A 24,532-nucleotide genomic window follows, 5' to 3' on the forward strand; every position below is an offset into this window, starting at 1 on the left:
TGCGGTTTTAAGAAACTCATGAAAGAGCGTTTCTTAAACCGAATTGGGGTTATTAAATTCAAAGTGTGACGACATTACGACATAAAACAGAAATAAAGATATAGGGAGTGAGGAGAATTGCTCATATTTTCTAACCTCTCTCTTCACACCTCAGCCACAATAAGCGCGCCAGCTGACGCAATAAGGCTTTCAGCTGACAGCCTTATTGTATTTGAAAACGCAATAAGGATATTTACGATCAAACCCTATATACTCCCACACTAAGATTGACTCTAATTGCATAAAGAAATGAAAATGTGACCATTTCCAAAGGAGGAAGAAGAAAGTAATATGTGTGTATGGAAATTTATTTTTACCTTTGCCGCATATTTGTCTTGATATGTTCGGAAGATTACGACACGTACTGCTCACAATCGCTTTTCTGCTCATTGGTAGCACCACTACTTGGGCCGATAAAAACTTTATTCTGGTAATCGATCCAGGTCATGGCGGACATGATGCAGGAGCAGTGGGTGGTTTCTCTAAAGAAAAGGATATAAACCTTCAAGTGGCACTCGCCTTCGGTAATTTGGTGGAGCAAAACTGCCCCGATGTAAAGGTGATTTATACGCGCAAGACGGACATTTTTATTCCGCTCGACACGCGCGCCGATATTGCGAATAACGCCAAGGCGGACCTTTTCATCTCTGTACATACCAACTCCTTACCAGCTGGACGCATAGCTTACGGCTCGGAAACTTACACTCTCGGTATGGCGCGTGCTGGAGCTAACCTCGAAGTGGCAAAACGCGAAAATAGTGTTATCACCTACGAAAAGGATTATCAGACACGCTACCAAGGTTTTGACCCCAACAAAGCGGAGAGTTATGTTATCTTCGAATTTATGCAGGACAAATTTATGCGACAGAGCATAGACTTGGCACGCTGCATCCAGAAACACTATGTACGCGCCAATCGCAAGGACAAAGGCGTGCATCAAGCGGGATTCCTCGTACTTCGCAAAACCAGTATGCCCGCTGTGCTAACAGAATTAGGCTTTATCTCAACGCCTGAAGAAGAAACGTTTCTCAACTCCAAAGAAGGAATCAACACGCTCAGTACGGCTATATATAATGGTTTTATAGACTATCGCAAGCAGCACGGATACGTAGGGAAGACTCTACCACCTCCCATCTTCAGCAACTATTCCGCAACGGAGACTACGCCGAAGGAGGATGCCACAGTGGTACAGGTTGTGCCAGTAGAAACAAGCAACACTCCCATTGTTGCTCCTCAAGAGAAAGAGGATACAGAAACAACAATCATTGCCGAGAAAAGAAATACCAAAGCTGCAGAGAATGCTCCAGCAAAGCCAACCCACAGAGAAACGGCAACGCCACGCAAAGAACCCACAAAACCGAAACCTCGCAAAGAGGAAAAACAAGTTACAACGATCAAGCCCACTCCCGCAGCAAAAACTCCAACAGGCCCAACGTATACAATCCAGTTTGCTGCTACCTCAACGGAGGTTTCGCTCAAAGATCCCACTTTCCGCGGAATGGAAGATGTGAAATGTACGAAGCGAGGTAACCTCTATATCTACACAACGGGGCACTACAATAGTAAAACCGAAGCCGAACAAGCAGCTAAGAAACTACCAGCGCGATATAAGAGTTATCTCATCGTAAAAGAAAAAGATCTGGCAGTTTCCGCACAGTCGTCCGCTAACTCGGAAAAGCATTCCGCAGCGAAAAAAGTTGAGAGAAGCGAACCTGCTAAAGAGCAAAACAAGCTCACCTTCTGCTTGCAGTTTGCCACCACGCCAACAAAACTCCCCACCACTGATGCACGCTTTAAGGGACTCCCCGATGTGCGATGCTATCACGAGGGGAAACTCTACAAATACACGTCGGGCAACTATGCCTCTCAAGCAGAAGCACGCAGCGCACTCAAAGAGCTGCAAAAGAAATATCCCGATGCTTTTATCGTCAAGTTTCAAGGTAACGAGAAAAAATAATTATACATACATTCACCCGACAATCAACACATACAGAACAATATGCGTTTTTTCACAAAAGAAGTAAAGATTGCTTTGACAGCCATTGTAGCCATCGCTGTGCTCTACGGCCTAATCAATTTCATGAAAGGTGTTAACATCTTTAAGTCGTCTAATACCTACTATGTAGAGTTTGAAAACATTCAAGGACTAACGGTCAGTAACGCCGTCTATGCCAATGGGTATCCCGTAGGCATTGTACGCAGTATTGAATACGATTACGATCGCACTAATAAGGTGGTAGTTGCTGTAGAACTCGATAAAGAAATGCGCGTCCCCAAAGGGACAAAGGCAGAACTTGAAACATCGCTCATGGGCGGTGTGACGATGAATCTCGTCCTCGGTCCTAACCCCACACAATATATAGAACGAGGCGACACGCTCAAAGGAGGTCCACACGAGGGAGCTATGTCAAAAGTGGAGCAGAGCGTTCCGCAAATGGTAGCTCTCATTCCGAAGATTGACTCTATCCTAACTAATTTCACACGCCTCACCAGCGACCCTGCTCTACAACAGATGCTACACAATGCAGCAGCTATCTCGGCAAACCTCCGCACCACGAGTGCACAACTCAACACGATGATGGGGCGCGATGTGCCACAGATGATGGCAAAACTCAACCAAGCAAGTACAAACCTGAATAAACTTAGCAAAAACTTGGCAGGCGTGGATGTACAATCCACTATGAAACAGGTGAATTCCGCACTGAATGAAGTAGAAGGTTTCTCCCGTAATATCAACAACCTGTCTGGACAGCTCAATACCAAACTCAACTCAAAAGACAACAGTTTAGGAATGCTCATGAACGATCGTGGACTTTACGATAATCTCAACCGCACTGTTCAACATGCTGACTCTCTTGTCACCGACCTCAAGGCGCATCCGAAACGCTACGTCCACTTCAGCGTGTTTGGCAGAAAAGACAAATGAGAATAGCTCCTTCGGATGCTACAAAGATAGACTAAGAAGCTACATAATGCATAGTGCCGGCCACCACACACCATGGTAGTCGGCATTTATCTGCCTCTTCCATCACCCACTAAAAAGCTAAGAATAGCAGAAGGAAAAGATACGAATACACAAGCTTAAAATTTTGCTCTTTAGGTTTTTTTTGCGAATTTTGCAACCACTTCTCTAAACAGAAGGAAGATATACATAATGAGTAACACCCATCAGCAAGACCAGTGGGAGGTTTTCCTCTCCATCCTTAAAAGAAGCATTTCCGAACAGGAATTTAGGACGTGGTTCTCTGCCGTACAGTTCGTAAGCTATGAAAGCCACGTGCTGAGAATTGGTGTTCCCAATCGTTTCCTTACAGAATATATCGAGGGGCATTTCCTTAAAGAGATGACCAGTGCGATTGAGCAAGCGTTCGGCGTTGGCACTTCGTTGCAATATACGATCATAACTTCTCCCGATGATGAAAACCAACCACAACGCCCTGCCGCACATCCCGAGCCGAAACTACCGCCTCTGGATTCGAACCTCAATCAGAATTTTACGTTCGACAATTTTGTGGAGGGACAAAGCAATAAGTTGGCACGCACTGTGGCTCTTTCCATCGCAGAGCATCCTGGAAAGACATTCAACCCTTTCTTCCTCTACGGTCCCAGCGGAGTGGGCAAAACTCACCTTATTTCTGCCGTTGGGCACAAGCTCTTGAAGCTCTATCCCGATAAGCGTGTACTCTATGTTCCTGCACATCTTTTCAAAACGCAGTTTATTGATTCTGTGCGCAATAACACTCAGAATGACTTCATACACTTCTATCAAACGATAGATGTGCTTATCATCGACGACATTCAAGAGTTTACTACCACCAAGACTCAACAAGCTTTCTTCCATATCTTCAACCACCTGCAGCTGAACGGCCGGCAGATCATCATCTCCAGCGACCGTGAACCGGCAAAGTTTGAAGGGATTGAAGAACGCATGTTAACGCGTTTCCGCGCGGGAATGATGGCTCCGATAGAACGACCTGATTTAGCTCTGCGCCGGGCTATTCTTCAGACGAAGATTCGTCGCGACGGACTCAAGTTTCCCAAAGAAGTAGTCGACTTCATTGTGACCCACGTAGATAGTAGCGTTCGCGATTTGGAAGGTATCATTAGTTCTATCATGGCCTATTCCATCGTAGATTTCTGTGGAGAAATCACACTACCTCTGGCAGAACGCATCGTTTCTCAAGCCATCAATTTGGCAAAAAAGGAACTTTCGCTCAACACCATTACGCGCCATGTTTGCACATATTTCGGCGTGAAAGAAAAAGAAGTCATGTCGAAAACTCGCAAGCAGGGCATCGTACAGGCTCGCCAAATCTCTATGTACCTCAGCCATAAATACACGGATTTGTCTTACGCCGAAATAGGACGACAAATGGGCAAGAAGGACCACTCCACTGTGCTCCACTCTTGCAGTATGGTGAAGCGTCGCTTGTCAACTGAAAAGAACTTCCGCCACCAGGTGGAAGAAATCGAAGCAGGTTTTAAGAACTAAAATCTGTTTTTATTAAGGAAAGGGCTTCTACTCATGTCTCCCCTACAAGCTCTCAAAAAATACTTTGGTTATAATAGCTTTCGCCCCAAGCAAGCCGAAATCATCGACACAGTACTTGGCGGGCGCGACTGCTTTGTGCTGATGCCTACTGGAGGCGGGAAATCGGTGTGCTATCAAATACCGGCAGCACTTCTTCCGGGTCTAACCATCGTAGTTTCCCCACTCATCTCGCTCATGAAGGACCAAGTGGAAAGTCTCTTAGAAGCAGGCATTCCCGCTTGCGCCATCAACAGTTCACTCCCGCTTGAGCAGAGCGTGCAACTCCAAGAGGCGTGTGTAAACGGGAAATACAAACTCGTCTATCTTTCCCCCGAAGCATTATTAGCTTCCTTGCACGGGTGGATTTCTCGCGCTAAAATTTCGCTCATCGCTATCGATGAAGCTCACTGCATTAGCCAGTGGGGGCACGACTTCCGCCCCGAGTATACGCAATTAGGACAAATCCGTCGCGGACTACCTGATGTCCCGATGATGGCTTTAACTGCCACGGCGGACAAGGTGACGCGTGAGGATATTCTCAAACAGCTCGGGTTGCACAACCCTTATATTTCCGTTTCCTCCTTCGATCGTCCCAATCTTTCTCTGACGGTCATTCGCGGCTTTAACGGAAGCGAAAAACTCAAAGCCATTCTCCGATTCTTGCGCGAACGCCCCGGACAAGCAGGCATTATATATTGCATGTCGCGCAAGACAACGGAGAGCGTAGCTGAAAAACTCACAGCAAAAGGCGTTCGCGCACTCTCCTACCATGCTGGACTATCAGCCGATGTTCGCGACAAAACACAAACGGCATTTATCAACGATGATGTTCAAATCATTGTTGCCACCGTAGCGTTTGGTATGGGCATCGACAAGAGCAACGTACGCTGGGTCATCCACTACAACCTCCCCAAAAGCATTGAGAGCTACTATCAGGAGATAGGACGTGCTGGGCGCGATGGCGACCCTGCCGACACACTCCTATTCTACAATTATGCCGACATCATTCAGCTTGAACGTTTCGCTCAGGATAGTGGTCAACAGAATATCAATATGGAACGCCTCAACCGCATGCGAGAATATGCCGAAGCCAGTGTCTGTCGCCGCCGCATCTTGCTCAACTATTTTGGTGAAGAAACAAGCACCGACTGCCACAACTGTGATGTTTGCAAAAATCCTCCGACACGCTTCGATGGCACTACGCTCGCGCAGAAAGCCCTCTCGGCCATCGCCCGCACCGAGGAAAGCATCGGTTTCAGCACAGTTATCGACATCTTGCGTGCCACCTATTCGCCCACTGTCCGCTCCTCCCACTATGAACAACTAAAGACATTTGGCGCAGGGCGGGACGTAACGGCTCACGACTGGCGCGACTATCTGCTACAGATGCTCCAACTCGGGCTTGTGGAGGTGGCATACAACGAGGGCGACCACCTAAAGATTACCACCTTAGGGCGCGATGTCCTCTTTGGCCGTCGCCCCATCGAATTTGCCCAAATTCAGCACGAAGATTTCCAGAGAAAGGAGAAAGAAAAAAAGGCAGCGCGCCAAAAGGAAAAAGATACCCTCTCTCTCTTCGATGCGGAAGAAATACAGCGTGGGGTCACAAACGGAGAGATGTTCGAACGCCTCAAAGATCTCCGCTTGCGCTTGGCTCGAGAACAAGGATTCCCGCCCTATGTCGTATTCAACGACCGCACACTCCACGCCATGGCAACACTCCGTCCACACACGCTGGACGATTTCGACCGCGTCCCTGGCGTTGGCGACTTCAAAAAAGCAAAGTACGGAGAGGTGTTCTTAGAAGAAATCAACAGATAGGAAGCACTCCTCCTGCAACATTCACAATCAAAGTTCTTGGCTAAATCATCACACAGATTTAGGAAAGGCTCCATTATATTTGCACCCAGAAGCAGAAAGGATACTAAAAGATAACAAAGATGAAACAAAAGGTAATTATCCTGACAGGTGCCAGTAGTGGTATAGGGTATCAAACAGCAGAAAAATTAGCTAAAGAAGGACACATCGTTTATGGCGCAGCACGCCGGATTGAAAAGATGGAAACACTAAAGGCTTTTGGTGTAAAACCTCTGTGGGTGGATGTAACATCAGAAGAAAGCATAAACAAAGCCATAGAAACAATCATTACCACAGAAGGTAAAATTGATGTATTAGTAAACAATGCTGGATATGGTTCATACGGTGCCGTTGAAGATGTCGATATAGAGGAAGCACGCAAGCAGTTTGATGTCAACTTATTCGGTGTTGCTATGCTCACCAAAAAGGTTCTCCCGTATATGCGCCAGCAAGGTAGCGGAACGATAATAAATGTAGGTTCTATGGGCGGACGCTTAACAATCTTTTTCGGAGCTTGGTATCATGCCACTAAATACGCCTTAGAGGCATTTAGTGATGCTCTACGCATGGAAACAAAGCAATTTGGAATAAATGTAGTTATTATCGAACCTGGTGGCATCAAAACACCATGGGGATACATCGCAGCCGATCATTTAGAAGAAAGTTCTAAAGGAGGAGCATACGAAAAGCAAGCTCACAAAACAGCAGAAGGAATGCGCAAACAATATAGTGGCAACATGATGAGTAACCCCAAAGTCATAGCAAATACTATCAGCAAAGCAATCAATGCGCATCGGCCTAAAGCACGCTATCTCATCGGATTCGGAGCAAAGCCTCTTGTCTTCTTACATACTATTCTCCCCACACGATGGTTCGATTGGATCATGATGCATGTTTTTCAAACTTAGGTATATACGTTCTTAGGATCTTACACTCAAAGCGTGACAACGTAACGGCAAAAAATAAAAGCTTGGGGTGAGGAAGGTGGGTGCTGTGCGACACCAGCGGTGTCGCATAACACCCACTCCTACTCATACCCATCTTCACTCATCTACGCCTGCTGTACGAGGACTCAACAAAAATCTGCAATACCAACTTAAGGATATTGCGGAAATGAACCACTCTTTTAAGAAACGGCTTTTTATCTATTTCTCTTCAAAAAGGGTGCATATTTATGCAAAAAGGAGTATTTTTACCTGCCAAATAGGTGATAGAAAAATATGACGCTTCCATTAGATTTAGCCACAGATAAATGGCAACAAAACTTCAGATCGAAGAAAAAGGAATCAGACTTTTTGATGCAAATAATAGAACAAGAATAAGTATTCTCTTTATAATAACAACCTAAACAAACACATGAAAAAAGCTACATATACCATTGGTGAGGAGTCTTTACAAGAATGGGAAAGTAAGAATGGATCTCCTGTATATATTGTCTTGACCGGCAATGTCTCTGCTGACACTTTTACCCAGTTAGCAAAAGAGTTTGACTACACTAAATATCAGCGTATCTCATTTGAAAATCTGGTTATATCTGATTATAAGTATGATAACGGCTTTACTTGGTCGTTCGAAGAGGAACTGTATAGCTACATGACGGAAGACGGCGAAAAACTTTATGTTTTATTAAAACTCTTTCTCAACTCACATCACACAAAGGATTTCGTAGTGGCAGATAATTGTGTATTCTCAGATGATCGGAAAACACTTGTTCACATTCCTGAAGCAAGGAGCGTGGTCATCCCCCCGCATGTGGAACACATTGGTGTTGGCACTTGTTGTGGCTATGAAATGATGTCTGAAATCAAACTAAACCAAGGATTGAAGAGTATAGGGAAAGGTGCGTTTATCTTAGCTGGCATAACTCAGCTATGTATGCCGGATTCCGTTGTGGAGTTAGGAGATAATGCCTTTCTGATGTCAGACCTCGAAAAGGTACGACTTTCCAACTCTTTGGTGTCCATACCATGCGGCTGCTTCAATCTCTGTTGCATAGAAAAAATTAACCTTCCTTCAAGTATCAAAACGATAGGAACCAAAGCGTTAGCAGGATTGTTATGGATTGATGAAATAGACATTCCAGAAGGCGTTGAACGAATAGACTTCGATGCTTTTGAAGCAATGTGCCGAGTGTCTCTTCCTTCTACCTTGAAAGAAATAGCACCCGACTTCTATTATGAAGAATGTATAGACAATCCTCAAGATGTTCCTTACATCACGGTGCATCCTGATAACAAAACCTTTGTATCAATAGAAGGAAGCTTATATTTTAGAGATTCGGGAGAGCTTGCTCTTGACGCTAAATATAATGATTCGGAATACTTTGATTAAGCAACAAAGGCAGCGATGATTCTACACCTAAAAGAGTTGTTACCAGTCGAGACCGCGATAAGGTTTCATTAGGTTATGATTTTCAACTTGATAAGGATTGAAGCCCTCACGCTTAGAGGCTTCAACACTCAAACCGAGCGAGAAGCTGTCGCTCACCTTCCAGTTGGCTCCCATCCCTACGCGATATTTCGCAGGAGCGTCCCAATAGTAAGGACTCCATAATAGTGCGCTTTTGGGCACTAAACTTGCCGTGGCATAGGCGTACACATCGAGTTTTTCTGTAGCTCGATAGGCTGCAAGAACACCCACTCCCAGTTCAGTACCGCCATATCCGCCCCATTTCATGTGGTTGGCGAAAACACCAGCAGCAAAGAGCAGTCGCGTACTGACAGGTTTTACATACGCCAACGCCACGTTTTGGCCAAAACCAACCCCACTGGGTGCATGTTTCCCGAAAGCTACAGAAGCACTCATGCCGAACTGTACGTTCAGGCCAGGATGTAGCGACCAGCTACCGCCCCAGAAATTGCCATAGAACGGAGAGAATGCACTATATGCGGGATTGCGCACCTCGAGAATCGGCTGCAAAGCTTCGTTTTGGGCCAGCGGTTTGTGGGCTGCGACGGCAACGGTTGTTGTATCAACAGAGAGGGATTCAACAACATCCTGTGCACTGAGAGTTTGGCACAAGAAAAACAATATCAAGAATAAACTTATCAGATGCTTCATCGGATTTGCTTTTGCTTTTGTGGCAAAGATAGAGACTTTACCTTTTTTGCGCTACTAACAAAAGCTAAAAAAACATGTAAAACTTTATCAGTTGGGATTTTCCGCGTAACTTTGAACGAAAATAATGTAATGAAAATCTCAACGATACGGCTCTTGCCACTACTTTTATTTTGCCTTTACACGGCAACAATTGGGCAAGCACAAACTTTGCGCCAACGCCCGTTGCGCGGCATTAGTGCCGACAGTGTAGTGTTCTTGAGCAAGGATCAAACAAACCTCCGAATGGCGGGCATGATTGGGACTACTCCTGCCATGCCTCGACCGCTCGCGGAATGGCGAAAGAAAGACGTGAAAGCTCTGTTGAGAACTGCCCCTACACCGCAGCAGTCTACGCTCACAGCTCCGCAATCCGTTTATGAAGCTATCAGCACCATTCAGCATTGTTTACCGCTCCTACGATGGACGGGTGAGGCGCGCTACTGCGATTCGCTCAACGAAGCTCTCTTCAATCAGCTCATGCCGGCCTTGCTAACAAAAACATTCGAGCAGCATCTGGCGCAACAAGCCGTGGTAGATGCTACACAGTGGATGTATCTCACAGACGAGCAGGGTGTTTCTATCAATCTCTATCTCAACGTCTTTGCTCGGATTGTCACACCAAAATTTGCGCTCACGCTGGATCAGACCAGTAGGATGCCGTTTGGAAGTCGGGTGCAACTGCGCATTGGTGGCTTGAAGAGTCAGACACCGCTGGAGCTCCGATTTTTCATTCCGTCGTGGCAGAAAACGATGCCACTCATTTATGTGAATGGGCGCGAGGAGTTTTGCACCATCGAAAAGGGCTACGCCGTCATTCGTCGAAAATGGAATGCAGGCGATGAAGTGTTTTTCGATTTCGATCTCACACCACGCATTGAGAGGTCGCTTCTCCGTGTGGGTTCTCTCTTTTATGTGCCAACAGCAGAACCTTCATTGCCCGCCTATCCCAGCAATGAGCTGAACCGCTATGAGCACCCTATCCTGCAAGGCAAAGGCTTTACAGCAGAACCTATTACAGACAAACCTATACTGCCATAAGAGAAAAACCCTTTGCTCCATCGAGCGCAACTGCCCCACTCTCACCTCCTTTTTTCTCTCTCTGATTCTCCACAACACATGCTTTCCCTACAACAACAAAAACAACTGCTTCAGAAAGAATATGAGTTCGAACGCAATGAGTTCCGCCGCGAAACGGAGGCGTTCGGTATCGGACGAAAGGTGAAACGTGGCGATTGTTGGTTTCCCGTAACCGTGGGGCGCAGCTATTACAACTCGCTCGATCGCTTAGTGGTGGAAATTCATCGCTCGACCGACTCTGATATTGAACACAACTTTGAATATGGTCGCTCTGTCTGCTTTTTCTCACAACAGAACGGCGATAACTTGACATACCTCAACTTTAGCGGCACAATCAGTTATGCCGAAGCCGACAGGATGGTGGTGGTTCTGCCCAACGAGCAGGCACTGTCCCAATTGCAAGCATTGGAGAATGGCGGTGTTCAACTGAATTTTGACGAGACTTCGTACAAGCTTATGAACGAAGCCCTTGATGCGGTCATCAGTGCCCGTGGAAACCGCTTGGCAGAACTGCGCGACATCATTCGCAGTAGGAATCCCGTGAGCAGAACGGAGAACCTGCTCCGTCTGAACCTACCATGGCTCAATGCCTCTCAGGAACAGGCCGTTAATGATGTGTTAGCGGCACGCGATGTTATGATAGTACACGGGCCACCGGGAACGGGAAAGACCACAACGCTTGTGGAAGCTATCATGGAGGTGATGCGGCGCGAACCACAAGTGATGGTGTGTGCTCAGAGCAACATGGCTGTCGATTGGATTTCGGAACAACTTGCTGATCGCGGAGTAAGCGTGCTTCGCATTGGTAATCCGTCGCGCGTGACAGACAAGATGTTGAGTTTCACCTACGAGCGACGCTTCGAAAGCCACCCCGACTACTCCACCCTGTGGAGCATACGCCACACCATTCGCCAACTCTACTCCACACCGCGCAAAGGTCGCAGCGAGAGTTTCCACCAAAAGATTGCGCGTCTTCGGGAGCGGGCTGACGAACTGGAACTTCGCATCCGCAATGCTCTCTTCGATCAATCACGAGTGGTGGCTTGCACCTTAGTGGGCAGTGCCAACCAACTCCTGCAAGGCATCCATTTCCATACCCTTTTCATCGACGAAGCTGCACAGGCTCTCGAACCGGCGTGTTGGATAGCGCTGCGAAAATGCGACCGCTTCGTGCTGGCAGGTGACCACTGCCAGTTGCCCCCGACTATCAAAAGCAACGCAGCGCGCTATGGAGGCTTGGATAAAACGCTCATGGAAACGCTCGCGGAGACACATCCCGAAGCTGTACGCCTACTGACGGTGCAATACCGAATGAACGAAGCACTGATGCGATTCAGTTCCGAATGGTTCTATGAGGGAAAGTTACAAGCCGCACCAGAAGTAAGCCACCGCGGCATTATGGCCGACATGGATGAGCCACTTGTGTGGGTTGATACGGCGGGAGAAGACAACGAAGGGCAAGAGGATTTTCACGAACAATTTATTGGAGCGAGCTACGGCCGTATCAACAAGGCGGAGGCACGGCTCACACTCGCCACACTCATTGACTACGCCGAGCGCATAGGGCGACAACGCCTCCTCGAAGAGCGCATCGACATCGGCATCATTTCTCCCTACAAAGCTCAAGTGCAGTATCTCCGCGCTCTGCTAAAGAAAAATTCCTATTTGCGCCCTTTGCGCAAGTCGATCACTATCAACACTGTTGACGCCTTTCAAGGGCAAGAGCGCGATGTTATCCTCGTGTCGCTCGTGAGAGCTAATGAGGCGGGCGAGATTGGTTTTCTGAACGATCTGCGCCGCATGAATGTTGCCATCACACGAGCGCGAATGAAACTCATCATTTTAGGAGCGAGCACGACGCTTTGCCGACATAAATTCTATAAGAAACTATACGATAATTGCAGCAAACTGACCATCCAGTCCCTCCGCCAAAACGAAGACTCAGCAGAAGCGCGCGCCTAAGAGGGCGATAAGAGAGAAGGAGGTTTAGCTATATCTATTGGCATCTTTCCTTTTGCTGTTTTGCAAAAGGAAAGATGCCATATCCTCCCATAAATAGCAAGACAGACTTAGAAAAGTAGAAAAGAAGAATCCTTATAGTACGATTTTTGAAACTATGGTTTGCATTCTTCGTTGTTTTGACTATTTTTGTCCAAAATTTCCCACCTAATCATTTAAAATGAAAAAAATTACTTACTTGTTATCCGCTCTGGCCTTGTCGGCAGCACCGGTGATCAGTAGTGCACAGAGCCAATTCTCTCTGCAATCACAGACGCTGACAAATTCCGACAACGAACCAGGACCGGTATTTCCGCTCCCTACCGAACGGCAACTGAAATGGAACGAAACAGAGTTCTACGCTTTCTTCCACTACGGAATGAACACCTACACCAACTTGGAATGGGGTAATGGCGACGAAGCCGAATCTATTTTTGCACCAACAGCAGCCCCCAACCCTGAACAATGGCTCAAAGCAGTACAAGCTGCCGGCATGAAGGGTGGTATTGCTGTTGTCAAGCACCACGACGGTTTCTGTCTTTGGCCTACTTCTTCGACAACCCATTCTGTTGTCAAAGCTGGTAACGCCTTTGGCCGAGAGACCAATATTCCTCGCGATTTCGCAGCAGCAGCTCAGAAATTAGGTTTGAAATATGGTTTCTACGTTTCTCCTTGGGATCGAAACTCAGCGCTTTATGGTACTGACAAATATGTGAAAGATGTTTTCCTCCGTCAGTGTGCCGAATTAGCTACTTATGGTACGGATCAGTTCGAAATGTGGTTTGACGGCGCGAATGGTGGCGACGGCTACTATGGCGGACGCAAAACAACAATTAGCGTTGACCGTGAGACATACTATGATATTCCGAACTTGCGCGACTCCATCCACAAAGTTTGTCCTAACATCATCCTCTGGGGGGTTGGCGGAGAAGCGCGCTGGATTGGTAACGAAGCTGGTTGGGCTGGTGAAACCAACTGGGCAACAGAGAACCTCGGTTATGCACCTGAGCGAAACGGTATGTACGGTACTGAAGATGGCTGGATTTGGTTCCCAGGCGAGAGTGACGCTAAGATGACCGACCAGGGATGGTTCTGGCACAGCAACGAATCGCCACTGAGCGCAGAACGCCTCTTCCAGATGTATTTGGAAACAGTGGGACGCAACGCTACACTCATTTTGAACTGCCCACCCAACAAGGCCGGTGTTTTGCCCGAAGCCGACGTAAGAGTACTCAAACAACTCGGAACGATGCTTAAGAACAGACTTGGCAACGACTTAGCTAAGAATGCACACATCGAGGTGAGCAACACACGTACGGCAGGTGCTCATCGCAACTACGAAACAGCGAACCTAACAGACGGCGATGCTAAGACATACTGGGCAACAAATGATGGTGTGAACAATGCCACTATCACACTGACTTGGGACACTCCCCAAACCGTGCGCTACGTTATGTTGCAGGAATACATCCGCCTCGGACAGCGTATCAAGAGCTTCAAGATTGAAACCTCCGCTGATGGCACAACGTGGAAAGCAGCAGCCCCCGGTGTGACCACTACCACAGTAGGTTACAAGCGTATCATTCCACTCAATGGTTCTACTGCAAATAGTTACGGCAACGGCACTTCTGTTAAAGCAGTTCGTATCACGCTGACAGATTCAAAGTCTTGCCCTACACTCTCCACCCTTTCAGTTTTCTAAGATTCCATAACAATGAAACACCCCATCATATCTGGTGCTTTACTCTGTATGGCAGCACTTCCTGCCACAGCGGTAGCACAGTCCATCAACTTTGAGACTCAGGACTATAAATCAATCGGTGTTTACGACACATGGGAGAACTCTCCTTTCCGTAAAGGCCAACTGCAAGGAAACGTAGCAGTGGTTGACAACCACCTTACTGCAATGGATTCCGTCCTTTCTATTGTTCCCAATAGCTCTGCAAAGATTCTTGGCTTCCAGCGTTCGCGCTATGGTAGCAACACGTTCGGTGCGCGCATCGACTTAAAAGAGACCTTCGAACTTACGCCAGAGACTAAGTACGTACACGTGCTCATCAATAAGCCTGTAAGTGGTCGCGTTATGCTCATTGGTTTGGGTAAACGCAAAGACCGTGCTGGTCAAAATGCTGAGACGGAACAATTCTGGGTTTTCTCCAACAATACGGTAACACCGGATCAGTGGTGCGATGCAGTATTTCCAATCAAGGGTGCTGGCGGCATAGATATTTATAGCCTTGTGGTAGTGCCCGATGCAGAGTCTTCTCACACGCGTTCGGCCGACTTTGCGTGCTACATCGACAAGATTGTCGTAAACGACAAATCGACCTCCGATATCGAGCGCGAGGATTACCCCACGAGCTTTAAGAAAGACCAAACTTACACCCGCGGAGACCGTGGCTTGAAGGCTGTAAAACTGCAAGCTTCTACGATCAATGTGGCGGCTTCTATTACAAAGGGAAAGACTCCTGTTTACTCAGATCTCACCTCTAAGCAGTTCCAGGTGAAACCAGGTCAAACAGTAACTCCTGCCTTCGACTACTCTGGTACATGGATGAGCGGTTACGTTTACCTTGACTATGGACGCGATGGAAAGTTCTCCTACGACATCCAAGCTAATGGTAAACCCGACAACTCCGACCTCGTCACTTATTCGTTCTATAAGAACAAGAACAGTAAGGGAACTTCTGTAAATAATGGTAACACTCTCGTTCAACCATCATTTACGATTCCTGCAAACCTGCCGATAGGTTTCTATCGCATGCGTTACAAAGTGGACTGGGATAATATAGACCCACGTGGTAATGCCTCACACGACAACAACATTGTGAACAACGGTGGTGCAATTGTGGATGTACGCCTCAATGTACACGGCGACAGCGTCAACGTGAACGATGCCAACCGTAATGGTGAGGTATTGGCTGCAGACGGCTCTAAACTCAACAGCTATCGCATTCCGTTCGGTAAGAGTTTCACCATCAAGATGAACCCCGAGCGCGGTTTCACTTATAGCGGTATCCGTCTGCGCCATGGTTACAACTTGGCTGGCGATTCTCTTGTCCACAGCACTCCACAATACGAAGATGTTATCTTCAGAAAGTCACAATTCAAGAAAGACGACACCTTCACTATTCCCGCAATCTATGTTGACGGTGATCTCGAGATTGAAGGGCTCTTTATCAGTAGTACAAGTACTGTTGTAAACGACTACCCCGTAAATTTTGATAAGGCCACAAAGCGTACTCGCACCGACCGCGTTCTCAACGGAGTTGGCTTGGGCGAAATAGCTCACAACGTGGCCAACACTGAACTCATGTACCACAACTTGACAAGCAAGTCTTTCATTGCTCGCCAAGGTAGTACAGTAAAGCCTTTTGTTAATTACAGTGCAGGCTGGATGAACGCCTATGTGTACCTCGATAAGGAACAAGATGGAGATTTCAACGTGGAAGAAGTAGGTGCCAAAGGAGCACTCACAGAAAGCACGGATCTCGTATCCTTTTCAGGCTTGACACTGAGCGATCAAACACGCTATAACAGTGCGGGTACTCAACTTGACAACCTGAACACTCTCAACACTCCTGCATTTAAGATTCCTGAGAACCTCGCTGACGGTTTCTATCTGATGCGCTATAAGGTGGACTGGGACAGTGCAGACCCTGCTGGCCGCATTGATGAGCAAAACAACATCGTAAACAATGGCGGTGCCATTGCAGATATTCGCGTGCTCGTCACTAAGAGAGAGAAAGTGACCGCTAAAGTTTTTAGCAATCACGGTCTACTTACTTCTTTCAATGGAAAAGATCTCAACAATGCAGAACTTCCATTAGGAAAAGGCCTCACGGTTTTGGCTAAATCTGAAAAAGGCTACAAACTGACAGGTTTACGCCTGCGCCACGGCATCCTTGGAGGAGACAGCATTGCAAACAAAGTGGCGCAATATGTCGACACATACTTCAGCGCTAACGACCTCAAAGGCGGAATACTGCAACTCAATGGTGGCTACGTTGACGGCGACCTCGAATTCTACCCTACCTTTGAACCAGCAACAGCTGCTGAAGAGGCTGCAGGAGAATACATCCTCGTTTTCGATGATGAATTCAATCAACCCAACGGTACTCAGCCCGACCCTGCACGCTGGACACGTTCTATTCGCTACGGCGCTGCTTGGAACCGCTGGATTAGCAACTCCAACGACGTCATCTTCTGCCAAGATAGCTGCCTCGTTGCTCGCGCCATCCCCAACCCCGACAAAAGCACCGACAATGTTGATATGCTTACAGGTGCTGTTGAAACGCGCGGTCTTTACAGCTTTACTTACGGCAAAGTAGAAGTTCGCCTTCGCACCAATCCTCATCGCGGCAATTTCCCCGCTGCTTGGATGATGCCACAACCACCTGCTGAAGGTTGGCCAAAGGCTGGTGAAATCGACATTTTCGAAACTATCGACACACAGAATCGCGCTTACCACACCATACATTCTAATTGGACCTACACGCTCGGAAACAAAAGTAATCCACAGTCTGGTTTCAATGAAGCCGTTAATGTGGCCGACTGGCACGTATATGGTGTAGAATGGGATGCAGAGCGCATCACGTGGACTGTAGACGGACAAGAGGTGGGTAGCTACGCAAAGAGTACCGATCAGAACGCACTCGACAATGGACAGTGGCCATTCACAAAACCGTTCTACCTCATTCTCAACCAGAGTGTGGGCAACGGTAGTTGGGCCGCTAATCCTGATGTCAACCACGTTTATGAAACTCGCTTCGACTACATTCGCGTTTATCAGAAAGTGCCTACAACGGGTATCATAGAAGTGACACCAAATACAAATAACTCAAACGTAGTTTACGACCTAAGCGGACGCCGCGTGAACAATCCCAGCAAAGGCCTCTACATCGTGAATGGAAAGAAAGTTTACATCAAGTAATTCCCATTTCCCATAATATCTTCAAAGGCTGCCTCAACAAAAGGCAGCCTTTTTTGTGCATATAAAAAAGGGATGTCCTCATCTGAGAACGAACGATTCGGACGGAACGGAGAATACCACCTCAGCCCTGTTAGACGAATCAGAGACGTCTGAGGAGGAAGTCCTCTCAATCATAATTTCCCTTATTATGTTTGCAAATACAATAAGCGCGCTGGCCAACAGCCTTATTCTGTCAGCTGACAGCCTTATTGTATTTTCAAACGCAATAAAGCTACTGACGAACACAATAAAGAGGGACAAAAATAAGCTTCTTCCACCAGAAATCCACATAGTTTTCCACAGGTTTTTCCACAGCTTTCAAATGGACATCCTTATTGTATCTCAAGGCTTTTGAGACTATTGTAGAAAACTGTTTTGAAAAAAGCAACAACCAAATAAACCTATCCGAAAAGAACCAGCAGATACATATTGACAAACACAAAAAGAAAACCGCTACAAATCTTTTGACTTGTAGCGGCTAAATTGTGTTGGGGTACTCGGATTCGAACCAAGAATGACAGGACCAGAATCTGTAGTGTTACCATTACACCATACCCCAATTCCTTTGAGCTTTCGGGCTTTCCTTCCCGATTGCGAGTGCAAAAGTAGTACTTGTTTTCATAACCACCAAATGTTCCCACAACTTTTTCTAAAAAAATTGCTGACAGCCTTATTGTATCAGCCTAAAATTTTATTTTCCTCCTTTCGGCACGCTCTTTGTTGATCAGCCAAATAAACGAAAATCGCAACGTCCTTATTTTATTCCATTATCGGCACAAGGTCGTTCGGAAAATAAGCACTAAATTTGTTCCCCAAATAATTGTACTCAAAAAAAGATGACAGAAACGACCCAACTAGTGGATTCCATCGTTCGAGGAATCCAAGAGAAGAAAGGATTTGATATTATAACAGCCAATTTAACTTCAATTGGCACAGCACCTGCCCAATATTTCGTGATTTGTACAGGCAACAATCCTCAGCAGGTGGAGGCTATCGCTGAATCGGTGGCGGATACATCCCGAAAGGAAATAGGCGAAAAACCGGCCGCTGTACAAGGAGAGCAGCAAGCCGAATGGATTGCACTGGATTATGGCACTGTCATGGTGCACGTCTTTGTGCCTTCTGCGCGCCAATATTACGACTTAGAGCATCTCTGGGAAGACAGCGAACTGACGGAGATTCCCAATTTAGACTAACACGCAAAACATGAAACAGAACGGTTCAAAAAATAAGATGCCTAAGTTCAACCTCACTTGGGTTTATCTCCTTATCGTCTTGGGGCTTAGCTATGTACTCTTCACGGGTACAGGTTTTGGCGGCTCAGCAGATAAGGACATCGACTATACTACCTTTAAAGCCTACGTTCAAAAAGGCTATGCAAAGAGTATCACGGTCAATAAGAGCGAGCAGAATGCAAAAATCCTTATTGATAGTGGTCACATCCGCGATGTGTTTGGCAAAGAGAGCGGTAAGGTTGGACAAAACCCAACGGCCACAGCTGGAATCCCCTCTACGGATGACGTACAGGGCTTCTTGGAGGCTGTCAAATATAGAGGCCCTATTCGATACGAGATATCCAATAGTTTCTTTTCAAACCTATTAACGAGCTTCCTCCCCCTGCTACTTATCATCCTTTTCTGGTTCTGGGTGTTCCGCCGCAGCAGTGGCGACGGCGGAGGAGGTGGCGGCATCTTCAACGTTGGTAAGAGCAAAGCCAAACTCTTTGAGAAAGGCGACGGCGTACACGTAACGTTCAAAGACGTTGCAGGACAAGAGGGCGCAAAACAAGAGGTGCAGGAAATTGTAGAGTTCCTCAAAAATCCGGGGCACTATACCGAATTGGGTGGTAAGATACCCAAGGGCGCGCTTCTCGTAGGACCTCCGGGCACTGGTAAGACTTTGTTGGCAAAAGCAGTAGCCGGAGAAGCCAACGTTCCCTTCTTCTCCATGTCTGGATCCGACTTCGTTGAAATGTTTGTCGGTGTTGGTGCTAGCCGTGTGCGCGACCTTTTCCGACAAGCTAAAGAGAAAGCGCCATGTATCATCTTCATCGACGAGATTGACGCCGTGGGACGTGCCCGCGGTCGCAATGCTGCGTTCGGTGGAAATGATGAGCGCGAGAATACGCTCAACCAGTTGCTCACCGAGATGGACGGCTTCGGCACTAACTCAGGTGTAATCATCTTGGCAGCTACTAACCGCGCTGACATCCTTGACCAAGCCTTGCTTCGCGCTGGCCGCTTCGACCGCCAGATACATGTAGATCTCCCCGACCTGCCCGAACGCGTGGCTATCTTTAAGGTACATCTCAGTCCGCTGAAGTACGACACCTCTCTCGATATTGAACTCTTAGCTCGTCAAACTCCTGGATTCTCTGGAGCCGATATCGCCAATGTCTGCAACGAAGCTGCACTCATCGCTGCCCGCTATAAGCACGAGTTGGTGGGCAAGCAGGATTTCCTTGATGCCATCGACCGCATCATTGGAGGTCTCGAGAAAAAAACAAAAGTGATGACGGAGGACGAAAAGAAGGTCATCGCACTCCACGAAGCTGGCCACGCCAGTGTTTCCTGGCTACTGCAATACGCTAACCCGCTCGTAAAGGTCACCATTGTCCCACGCGGTCAAGCACTCGGGGCAGCTTGGTATCTGCCCGAAGAACGTACCATCACAACGAAGGAACAAATGCTCGACGAGTTATGCTCCTTGTTGGGCGGACGTGCTGCTGAAGAACTCTTCACGGGCCACATCTCGAGCGGTGCACTCAACGATTTGGAGCGCGCCACCAAGAGTAGCTACGGTATGGTGGCTTACCTCGGTATGAGCGATGAACTTTCCAACCTCTGCTATTATAATAATGATGAATATAACTTCTCCAAGCCGTATTCAGAAAAGACGGCCGAGAGAATTGATGCTGAAGTGCATCGCATCATCAAAGAGCAATATGAGCGCGCCAAGAAGCTGCTCACCGAGAACAAGGAGAAGCACGCTCGCCTGGCCCAGTTACTCGTGGAGCGCGAGGTCATCTATCGCGAGGACGTAGAGGAAATCTTCGGTCCGCGCCCATGGAAGAGTCGCGGCGACCAGTTGCTGGAAGAGCAAGAGGCTGCCAATCGTAAAAAGGCGGAAGAAATGGCTCAACAACACGCCATGGAGAAACAGAAAGCTGCTGAAGCGGCCAACTCCCCACAGCAGGAAACACCGCCCACTCCTCCAACCACTACTGACAGTGAGCTTCCGCCCATCCCAGTAGTGCCTCCTGTCGCCGAAGAAAGTTCTTCCACTGACCATCAGGACGAAGAAAAACAATAACAAATGAGTTCCGCAGAAACGCCGTAAGGTGCTTCTGCGGGACTTCTCTATTTTATACCCATCTGCCCATAATGAACAATTTAGTTACTCGCGCCATCACTGGCACACTCTTTCTTTTAGTCGTCATCGGGTGTATCATTGGCTCGGCTCTATCTTTCACACTGCTCTTTGCCCTTATCACGGGAGTCACCGTATGGGAGTTCGGCACCAATGTCAATAACCACACGGGAGCTAACATAAACCGCCTCATCAGTACGACGGCTGGCGTTTATCTTTTCTTTAGTTTCGCCTTCGTCATGTCAGGGATAGTCGACATCAAAGCTTTCATCCCCTATCTGCTCACTATCCTCTACCTCCCCATCAGCGAACTTTATCTAAAGGACGAGAACCCGCTGCGAAATTGGGCTTATGCCTTTGCTTCTCAGCTCTATATTGCCCTGCCGTTCTCTATGCTCATCGTCTTGTCTCAATTTAGCCAAGCCATTTTTAGCGGGGATAGCACGAAGTATTGGGTACTCCCGCTGAGCGTTTTCATCTTCATCTGGACGAGCGACACTGGAGCATACTGCTGCGGAAGCCTGCTCCACAAGCGTTTTCCCGCAAAACTCTTCGAGCGTGTCTCTCCCAATAAGAGTTGGGTGGGAAGCATTGGTGGCGGAGTGTTCTGTCTCATTGCAGCCGTACTATTGAAAACAGCCTTTGGTGGTAACATGACGGTACTCCAGTGGATGGGACTTGCACTCACTGTATGCGTGTTCGGCACTTGGGGTGATCTCGTGGAGAGCCTCTTTAAGCGACAACTCGGCATCAAGGACAGCGGCAATATCCTGCCAGGACATGGCGGTATGCTCGATCGCTTCGACAGTGCCCTACTGGCCATCCCTGCCGCCACCATCTATCTCTATTCGCTCGAAGCCTTCTGCTATTGATCATTCTGAGCTTTCTCGCTCATTGAGAGCAAAGGATCTTGGCTCACCCCATAAACAACGCCACGCCTCTGATTCTTAGAATCGGAAGCGTGGCGTTTCTTTTATTTGAGAAATGGGTCGAAACGATGAGCCGAACTATTGCAACAGTCGCTTTGCGGTTTCCATCATGAAAGGCATGAGGGCCTTGTACGGAACCACAAAGTTGGGCTGTCCATCAGCATAACTACATATTTCGTAGGACTGATACTGAAACAGAACGCCCTCTTTCGTGAAAAGCGGTCCACAATGCGGCAGAGGAATAGGCCCTTCTGGATTGTCTAAGAACGCCAGACATTCGGCAAGCTCCTTATCGGTTTTCACATTGAAGTAAACTTTCAAAGAGTCGCTCATCAGTTTCTGAAATTCATCAGAATTGGTATTGAAAACATCCCACCCTATCCGACGACCGTCCGACTTACGAAATGTTGCGCCGCGCAGTACAGATAATCCGTGAGGTCCGCCAGCAAACTCATCAGACATATCAGTCATAGTCAAATACGACTTTCCTTCAGCCAACTTTTCCACAGTAATTTCTGAATAGAGTTTTATCCCATCGAGATTCCATTCGGCAGACTCTTTCACAAGTGGCTTCATTTGCTCTTTCACATAGAAAGTTGCCATTCCTTTCACATCGGAATAGTCGCCACTATAAGAACCACCCAGCTCTTCACTGATCCATTCACGCACACTCTTCGTCAATGCCTCACCTGCCCCTTTGGGCGTGCTGAGACGAACGGAGGACCAACAGATACCTGAATCCATTCGAGCAGAATCAACCACCATCTCAGTTGTATCAGCCGCTGCAAGTTCTGCACTGACTTTGTTTTCACCTTTCGGAGTACATCCGAACACCATTCCGCAGACTCCCAGCCACAGCAGAATAGGCAAACTTTTACGAATCCGTATCATCTTGTTTCAAAACTTTAGTTTGCAAAACTAAAACATATTTTCTTTTCGCCACAACACACTTATACATTCTTTTAGTATTTTTGCGAATGGATAACAAATAAACAAAATATATGATAAGTTTCGTCATCAGTTTGGTAGCTCTTATCCTCGGATATCTGCTCTATGGACGCGTTGTAGAATGCATCTTTGCCCCCGACAACCGCCCAACGCCCGCCGTGGCTCAGGCCGACGGAGTGGACTACATCGTAATGCCTTCGTGGAAGGTCTTTATGATTCAATTTCTCAACATTGCCGGAACAGGCCCCATCTTTGGCGCAATCATGGGCGCGAAGTTTGGCCCTGCCGCCTACCTCTGGATTGTTTTCGGCTGCATCTTTGCAGGTGCTGTCCACGACTATTTTTGCGGTATGCTTTCCATGCGCCATGGCGGCTCATCACTGCCCGAGCTCGTCGGCATCTACCTCGGCATTTCCGCTAAAAAGATTCTGCTTGTGTTCAGCATCATTGTGCTGCTGATGGTGGGTACTGTCTTTGTCTATTCCCCAGCTCTCATCTTGGGTGGAATGACTGCACCAGCCGCTGATGCCAAGACCTTCCACATCATGCTATGGGTAGGTATTATTTTCATTTATTACATACTGGCCACGATGCTCCCCATCGACAAAATCATTGGCAAGATTTATCCCATCTTTGCTTTCTCGCTTCTCTTCATGGCTGTGGCCTTGGGCGGTTACCTACTTGTGAAATGGCCCTCACTACCTGAAGTGTGGGACATGGCTTCAACGCCCAATCTCGACGGTTCTGCTCTCTTCCCCTGCCTTTGCATCACGATAGCCTGCGGAGCAGTCAGCGGTTTCCATGCTACGCAAAGTCCGCTCATGGCTCGTTGCATAAAATCAGAAAAGAGCGGTCGCGCCATTTTCTATGGTGCCATGATAACGGAGGGAATTGTGGCCCTGGTGTGGGCATCTGTTTCGAGCTATTTCTTCTACGATGGCGGAGCAGCTGCTGTGGGTAGCACAATGCTGGCACAAGCGCCCGAGGTGGTAACGGCTGTGAGCAAAGGTTGGTTGGGCATCGTGGGTGGCATCTTAGCTATCCTCGGCGTTGTTGCAGCTCCCATCACGAGCGGCGATACTGCATTCCGCAGCGCACGCCTCATCATTGCCGACTTCCTCAAGTTTAGCCAACGCTCCATTATCAACCGCCTCATTGTGGCTGCTCCTCTCTTTGTGGCTGCGGGCTTCTTGCTCTGGTTCAATATAGCCGATGCAAACGGTTTCAATATCATTTGGCGCTACTTCGGGTGGTCGAACCAAACGCTTGCGGTCTTCACGCTCTGGACGGCTACTGTGTATCTGGTACGCGAGCACAAGCCCTACGTCATGACGCTTGTTCCCGCACTTTTCATGACAGTGGTGTGCACTTCCTTTGCTTGCTATTCCGACACAATGCTCAACCTCGGACTGACAGCTTCCTACTGCGCTGGCGCCTTTGTTTTCGTTGTCACCACAATATGGTTCTTCTGCTGGCTCAAGAAGTATAACGCCAAGTCGGGACGATAAAAAAATTCATACTTGCATCACTGCCACCTGCACACTTTGTGTGGGTGGCAGTTTTTTTGTCTAAACACAAGGTTTTTCCTGAAAAATTGCAGGTACAAAGAGTATGTTTTACAACATATCAAGAGAGAGCAGCAGAGAAAACATACTTTGTAAAACATATTCTTACTTTTCGCTGGCGAGAATCGCACAAAAAGCGTATGGCAAG

Annotated in this window: 16 protein-coding genes and 1 tRNA gene; 14 read left to right on the plus strand and 3 right to left on the minus strand. The window is 47.6% G+C overall.

Features of this window, described 5'->3' with window-relative positions:
• Positions 1–379 precede the first annotated feature (379 nt).
• From ACO4R2_RS00325 to ACO4R2_RS00350, 6 genes are all read left to right on the plus strand, one after another.
• The gene (locus tag ACO4R2_RS00325; protein WP_484768741.1) at positions 380–1,996 is read left to right on the plus strand and encodes an N-acetylmuramoyl-L-alanine amidase; all 1,617 of its coding nucleotides are present in this window, start codon (positions 380–382) and stop codon (positions 1,994–1,996) included.
• Positions 1,997–2,038: 42 nt separating this feature from the next.
• The gene (locus tag ACO4R2_RS00330; RefSeq protein ID WP_311490207.1) at positions 2,039–2,965 is read left to right on the plus strand and encodes an MlaD family protein; all 927 of its coding nucleotides are present in this window, start codon (positions 2,039–2,041) and stop codon (positions 2,963–2,965) included.
• A 228-nt stretch (positions 2,966–3,193) separates the two neighbouring features.
• Entirely contained in the window at positions 3,194–4,531 is a 1,338-nt protein-coding gene (dnaA, locus tag ACO4R2_RS00335) for a chromosomal replication initiator protein DnaA (RefSeq protein ID WP_311490208.1), read from the plus strand.
• Positions 4,532–4,564: 33 nt separating this feature from the next.
• Complete coding sequence (gene recQ / locus ACO4R2_RS00340; RefSeq protein WP_484768742.1) at positions 4,565–6,391, plus strand: DNA helicase RecQ; 1,827 nt, start codon at positions 4,565–4,567, stop codon at positions 6,389–6,391.
• A gap of 119 nt (positions 6,392–6,510) precedes the next feature.
• Positions 6,511–7,335, plus strand: coding sequence for an oxidoreductase (locus tag ACO4R2_RS00345; protein ID WP_484768743.1), 825 nt, complete (start codon positions 6,511–6,513; stop codon positions 7,333–7,335).
• A 448-nt stretch (positions 7,336–7,783) separates the two neighbouring features.
• Positions 7,784–8,758: a leucine-rich repeat domain-containing protein gene (locus ACO4R2_RS00350; RefSeq protein WP_484768744.1), complete on the plus strand. Its 975-nt coding sequence runs from the start codon at positions 7,784–7,786 to the stop codon at positions 8,756–8,758.
• A gap of 39 nt (positions 8,759–8,797) precedes the next feature.
• Here the strand turns inward: ACO4R2_RS00350 and ACO4R2_RS00355 are convergent, their stop codons facing one another.
• Positions 8,798–9,487, minus strand: coding sequence for a hypothetical protein (locus ACO4R2_RS00355; RefSeq protein WP_311490212.1), 690 nt, complete (start codon positions 9,485–9,487; stop codon positions 8,798–8,800).
• Positions 9,488–9,616: 129 nt separating this feature from the next.
• Here ACO4R2_RS00355 and ACO4R2_RS00360 point away from each other — a divergent pair, with 129 nt between their 5' ends.
• The 4 genes from ACO4R2_RS00360 (at position 9,617) to ACO4R2_RS00375 (ending at position 17,534) form a co-directional block, all read left to right on the plus strand.
• The gene (locus ACO4R2_RS00360; protein ID WP_484768745.1) at positions 9,617–10,564 is read left to right on the plus strand and encodes a hypothetical protein; all 948 of its coding nucleotides are present in this window, start codon (positions 9,617–9,619) and stop codon (positions 10,562–10,564) included.
• A 78-nt stretch (positions 10,565–10,642) separates the two neighbouring features.
• Complete coding sequence (locus ACO4R2_RS00365; RefSeq protein ID WP_484768746.1) at positions 10,643–12,565, plus strand: AAA domain-containing protein; 1,923 nt, start codon at positions 10,643–10,645, stop codon at positions 12,563–12,565.
• Between the two features lie 217 nt (positions 12,566–12,782).
• Positions 12,783–14,303 (plus strand): alpha-L-fucosidase, encoded by a 1,521-nt coding sequence (locus tag ACO4R2_RS00370; protein WP_484768747.1) that lies wholly within the window; start codon positions 12,783–12,785, stop codon positions 14,301–14,303.
• A gap of 12 nt (positions 14,304–14,315) precedes the next feature.
• Positions 14,316–17,534 (plus strand): glycoside hydrolase family 16 protein, encoded by a 3,219-nt coding sequence (locus tag ACO4R2_RS00375; protein WP_484768748.1) that lies wholly within the window; start codon positions 14,316–14,318, stop codon positions 17,532–17,534.
• A gap of 527 nt (positions 17,535–18,061) precedes the next feature.
• Here ACO4R2_RS00375 and ACO4R2_RS00380 read toward each other — a convergent pair.
• Positions 18,062–18,132: transfer RNA gene (locus ACO4R2_RS00380), tRNA-Gln, on the minus strand.
• Positions 18,133–18,409: 277 nt separating this feature from the next.
• On the opposite strand from ACO4R2_RS00380, the gene rsfS reads away from it, so the two are divergent.
• From rsfS to ACO4R2_RS00395, 3 genes are all read left to right on the plus strand, one after another.
• Complete coding sequence (rsfS, locus tag ACO4R2_RS00385; protein ID WP_311490218.1) at positions 18,410–18,769, plus strand: ribosome silencing factor; 360 nt, start codon at positions 18,410–18,412, stop codon at positions 18,767–18,769.
• A 10-nt stretch (positions 18,770–18,779) separates the two neighbouring features.
• The gene (gene ftsH / locus ACO4R2_RS00390) at positions 18,780–20,885 is read left to right on the plus strand and encodes an ATP-dependent zinc metalloprotease FtsH (RefSeq protein ID WP_484768749.1); all 2,106 of its coding nucleotides are present in this window, start codon (positions 18,780–18,782) and stop codon (positions 20,883–20,885) included.
• Between the two features lie 71 nt (positions 20,886–20,956).
• A complete protein-coding gene (locus ACO4R2_RS00395; protein ID WP_484768750.1) occupies positions 20,957–21,814 on the plus strand; it encodes a phosphatidate cytidylyltransferase in 858 nt (285 codons plus the stop codon).
• A 135-nt stretch (positions 21,815–21,949) separates the two neighbouring features.
• Here ACO4R2_RS00395 and ACO4R2_RS00400 read toward each other — a convergent pair whose 3' ends face one another.
• The gene (locus ACO4R2_RS00400; RefSeq protein WP_484768751.1) at positions 21,950–22,762 is read right to left on the minus strand and encodes an RsiV family protein; all 813 of its coding nucleotides are present in this window, start codon (positions 22,760–22,762) and stop codon (positions 21,950–21,952) included.
• 110 nt (positions 22,763–22,872) lie between these two features.
• On the opposite strand from ACO4R2_RS00400, the gene ACO4R2_RS00405 reads away from it, so the two are divergent.
• Complete coding sequence (locus ACO4R2_RS00405; protein WP_484768752.1) at positions 22,873–24,327, plus strand: carbon starvation CstA family protein; 1,455 nt, start codon at positions 22,873–22,875, stop codon at positions 24,325–24,327.
• Positions 24,328–24,532: the final 205 nt, after the last annotated feature.

The sequence above is a fragment of the Alloprevotella sp. genome, from assembly GCF_057240785.1.

What these genes read in the sequence shown, in the direction of transcription:
- rsfS (WP_311490218.1), top strand. Translation starts at nt 18,410, where the DNA reads ATGACAGAAACGACCCAACTAGTGGATTCCATCGTTCGAGGAATCCAA.
- dnaA (WP_311490208.1), top strand. Translation starts at nt 3,194, where the DNA reads ATGAGTAACACCCATCAGCAAGACCAGTGGGAGGTTTTCCTCTCCATC.
- ACO4R2_RS00325 (WP_484768741.1), top strand. Translation starts at nt 380, where the DNA reads ATGTTCGGAAGATTACGACACGTACTGCTCACAATCGCTTTTCTGCTC.
- ACO4R2_RS00405 (WP_484768752.1), top strand. Translation starts at nt 22,873, where the DNA reads ATGATAAGTTTCGTCATCAGTTTGGTAGCTCTTATCCTCGGATATCTG.
- recQ (WP_484768742.1), top strand. Translation starts at nt 4,565, where the DNA reads ATGTCTCCCCTACAAGCTCTCAAAAAATACTTTGGTTATAATAGCTTT.
- ACO4R2_RS00330 (WP_311490207.1), top strand. Translation starts at nt 2,039, where the DNA reads ATGCGTTTTTTCACAAAAGAAGTAAAGATTGCTTTGACAGCCATTGTA.
- ACO4R2_RS00395 (WP_484768750.1), top strand. Translation starts at nt 20,957, where the DNA reads ATGAACAATTTAGTTACTCGCGCCATCACTGGCACACTCTTTCTTTTA.
- ACO4R2_RS00370 (WP_484768747.1), top strand. Translation starts at nt 12,783, where the DNA reads ATGAAAAAAATTACTTACTTGTTATCCGCTCTGGCCTTGTCGGCAGCA.
- ACO4R2_RS00350 (WP_484768744.1), top strand. Translation starts at nt 7,784, where the DNA reads ATGAAAAAAGCTACATATACCATTGGTGAGGAGTCTTTACAAGAATGG.
- ACO4R2_RS00400 (WP_484768751.1), bottom strand. Translation starts at nt 22,762, where the DNA reads ATGATACGGATTCGTAAAAGTTTGCCTATTCTGCTGTGGCTGGGAGTC.
- ACO4R2_RS00355 (WP_311490212.1), bottom strand. Translation starts at nt 9,487, where the DNA reads ATGAAGCATCTGATAAGTTTATTCTTGATATTGTTTTTCTTGTGCCAA.
- ACO4R2_RS00365 (WP_484768746.1), top strand. Translation starts at nt 10,643, where the DNA reads ATGCTTTCCCTACAACAACAAAAACAACTGCTTCAGAAAGAATATGAG.
- ACO4R2_RS00375 (WP_484768748.1), top strand. Translation starts at nt 14,316, where the DNA reads ATGAAACACCCCATCATATCTGGTGCTTTACTCTGTATGGCAGCACTT.
- ftsH (WP_484768749.1), top strand. Translation starts at nt 18,780, where the DNA reads ATGAAACAGAACGGTTCAAAAAATAAGATGCCTAAGTTCAACCTCACT.
- ACO4R2_RS00360 (WP_484768745.1), top strand. Translation starts at nt 9,617, where the DNA reads ATGAAAATCTCAACGATACGGCTCTTGCCACTACTTTTATTTTGCCTT.
- ACO4R2_RS00345 (WP_484768743.1), top strand. Translation starts at nt 6,511, where the DNA reads ATGAAACAAAAGGTAATTATCCTGACAGGTGCCAGTAGTGGTATAGGG.